Annotated in this window: 3 protein-coding genes; all 3 read right to left on the bottom strand. The window is 69.0% G+C overall.

Translation table 11 applies throughout. The features are described 5' to 3' along the window. Positions 1-2 precede the first annotated feature (2 nt). Complete coding sequence (locus AC1DU6_RS24980; RefSeq protein ID WP_477860366.1) at positions 3-608, bottom strand: type 1 glutamine amidotransferase family protein; 606 nt, start codon at positions 606-608, stop codon at positions 3-5. Further along, positions 608-1,102, bottom strand: coding sequence for a Dps family protein (locus AC1DU6_RS24975; protein WP_056200854.1), 495 nt, complete (start codon positions 1,100-1,102; stop codon positions 608-610). The genes AC1DU6_RS24980 and AC1DU6_RS24975 overlap by 1 nt, the downstream gene beginning before the upstream one ends. A 220-nt stretch (positions 1,103-1,322) precedes the next feature. After that, positions 1,323-3,141, bottom strand: a 1,819-nt coding sequence (gene katG, locus AC1DU6_RS24970) for a catalase/peroxidase HPI (protein ID WP_477860364.1), incomplete at its 5' end; no start/stop codon positions are given.

Raw genomic sequence — 3,141 nt, 5'->3', positions numbered from 1 at the left:
GGTCAGGCCTGCGGCAGGAAAGGTTTGACGACGCCGATCAGGCGCTCCACGTAGGCTTCCTTCTCGCCGACCGGCGCTGCGTAATGCAACGCGCTGCGCGCGGCGTCCAGCCCGGCGCGCGAGGCCATGACCCACGCGGCCAGGTATTGCGAGGCCAGGCAGCCGCCGGCCGTGGCGATGGGGCCGCGGGCATGAAAGGGCTCTTCGACGACGCGCACGCCGGCCTCGACGACCCAGGGCTTGGTGGTCGAGTCGGTGCAGGCGGGCATGTCCGCCAGCAGCCCGAGGCGGGCCATCAGCAGCGTGCCCGAGCACTGGCCGCCGATAAGCTGGCGCACCGGGYCGAGCTGCAGCCGATCCAGCAGCGCGCTGTCGTTGGCGATGGCGCGGGTGTGGATGCCGCTGCCGAACAGCACGACGTCGGCCTCGTTGGCGAACTCCAGCGGCTGCTGGGCCGTGACGACCACGCCGTTCATCGATGTCACCTGCGCGCTCGGGCTGGTGATGGCAGCCGACCAGCCCTGGGCATAGAGCCGGTTGATCAGGCCCAGCGCGATGAAGCTGTCGAGCTCGTTGAAGCCGTCGAATGTGAGGACGGCGACTTTCATCACTCCTCCAGCAGGCTCCGGAGCATCCATGCGGTTTGCTCGTGCACTGTCAGTCGCTGCGTCAGCAGGTCGGCGCTCGGCTCATCACTGGCCTTGTCGACCAGCGGGAACAGCGCGCGCGCCGTGCGGGCGACGGCCTCGTGGCCCTGCATCAGCACCTCGACCATCTTCATGGCCTTGGGCGGCGTGGCGGGCGCGTCGGGCAGGCCGCTGAGCTTGGCGAACTGGGCATAGCTGCCGGGCGCCGGGAAGCCCAGCGAGCGGATGCGCTCGGCGATGGGGTCGACCGCATTCCACAGCTCGGTGTACTGGGCCATGAACATCGCATGCAGGCTGTTGAACATCGGGCCCGTGACGTTCCAGTGGAAGTTGTGCGTCGTCAGGTAGAGCGTGTAGGTCTCGGCCAGCAGCTTGGACAGGCCGGCGGCAACCGCGGCGCGGTCTTTCTCGCTGATGCCGATGCTGATGGACGGGGCGGCGGACTTCTTGGCCATGCGGGGGGGCTCCAAAACGGTACGGGGTGAGCCTAACGGATTCGGCCCACCCCGGGGTCAACGGGGTCGTGACGTCAGCTTGCGGGCCGAGCGCAGGGCCGCTCCCAAGCCGGCCCGCCTTGGGCGATGTGCTTGCGGCTCGATGCGGCGAGCATCGCCGTCCCCGCGGGGGACCGGTCAGCCATGCTCTCGTTCAGCGATGCGGGGCTGGACGAGGGGCTCACTGGATGTCAAATCGGTCCAGTTCCATGACCTTGGTCCAGGCGGCGACAAAGTCCTTGACGAACCTGGCCCTGCCGTCGGCGCTGGCATAGACCTCGGCATAGGCGCGCAGCACGGAGTTGCTGCCGAAGATGAGGTCGGCGCGCGTGCCGGTGTACTTGACGGCGCCGCTCTTGCGGTCGCGGCCTTCGAAGATCTCGGCGCTGGCGTCCGTCGGCTTCCAGACCGTGCCCATGTCGAGCAGCTTGACGAAGAAGTCGTTGCTCAGCGTGCCGGGCTTGTCGGTGAACTGGCCGTGCTTGCTGCCATCGGTATTCGTGCCCAGCACGCGCAGGCCGCCCACCAGCGCGGTCAGCTCGGGCGCGGTCAGCGTCAGCAACTGGGCGCGGTCGATCAGCAGGGCTTCGGTGGATGCGCCCAGATTGCCCTTGCTGTAGTTGCGGAAGCCGTCGGCCAGGGGTTCGAGCACGGCGAAGGATTCGACATCGGTCTGGGCCTGGGTGGCATCAACGCGGCCGGGCGTGAAGGGCACCTCCACCGTCGCACCGGCGGCCTGGGCGGCCTGCTCGATGCCGACGACGCCGGCCAGCACGATGACGTCGGCGAGGGACGCCTTGCCGGAGGCCCGCTGGATCTCCATCAGCTTGGGCAGGGCCTGGATGGCCGGCTTGTTGACGGCCCAATCCGTCTGCGGTGCCAGCGCCAGGCGGGCGCCGTTGGCGCCGCCGCGCTTGTCGCCACCGCGGAAGGTCGAGGCCGAGGCCCAGGCGACGGCGACGAGGTCAGCGACGGACAGGCCCGAGGCGGCGATCCTGGCTTTCAGGTCGGCGATGTCGCCGGGGGTGGGGTGATGGCTGGGCGCGGGCAGCGGGTCCTGCCAGATCAGGTCTTCCTTGGGCACCTCGGGGCCGAGGTAGCGCGCCTTGGGGCCCATGTCGCGGTGGGTCAGCTTGAACCAGGCGCGGGCGAAGGCGTTGGCGAAGGCCTGCGGGTCGTCGCGGAAGCGCTGGGAGATCTTGCCGAACTCGGGGTCGAAGCGCAGCGTCAGGTCGGTCGTCAGCATGGTGGGCTTGTGGAACTTGCCCGGGACGTGAGCGTCGGGGATGTCCTCGGGCGCGTTCTTGGCCACCCATTGCTTGGCGCCGGCCGGCGAGGTGGTGGCCTCCCATTCGAACTTGAACAGGTTGTCGAAGAAGTGGTTGCTCCACTGCGCGGGGGTCTGGGTCCAGGTGACTTCCAGGCCGCTGGAGATGGTGTCCTTGCCATGGCCGCCGCCGAAGCCGCTGGTCCAGCCCAGGCCCTGGGACTCGATGCCGGCACCCTCGGGCTCAAGGCCCTTGTGGTGCTCGGGTGCCGCGCCATGGGCCTTGCCGAAGGTGTGGCCGCCGGCGATCAGCGCGACGGTCTCCTCGTCGTCCATGGCCATGCGGCCGAAGGTGGCGCGGATGTCCTTGGCCGCGGCCAAGTAGTCGCCGCTGGCGTTGGGGCCCTCGGGGTTCACATAGATCAGGCCCATGTGGGTCGCGCCGACGCTGGCGACGAGGTTGCGGTCGCCCTCGAAGCGCTTGTCATCGGCCAGCCACTTGGTCTCGGCGCCCCAGGCCACGTCCATGTCGGGTTCCCAGACGTCCGCGCGGCCACCGGCGAAGCCCAGCGTGCGAAAGCCCATCGACTCCAGCGCCACATTGCCGGCCAGGATGAAGAGGTCGGCCCAGGAGATCKYCTKGCCGTATTTCTGCTTGATSGGCCACAGSARGCGGCGKSWCTTGTCGATGTTGACGTTGTCSGGCCAGGAGTTCAGCGGCGCGAAGCGCTGC

This window comes from Roseateles sp. P5_B10 (genome assembly GCF_056400485.1).
This window is presented reverse-complemented; position numbering and strand designations above follow the sequence as displayed.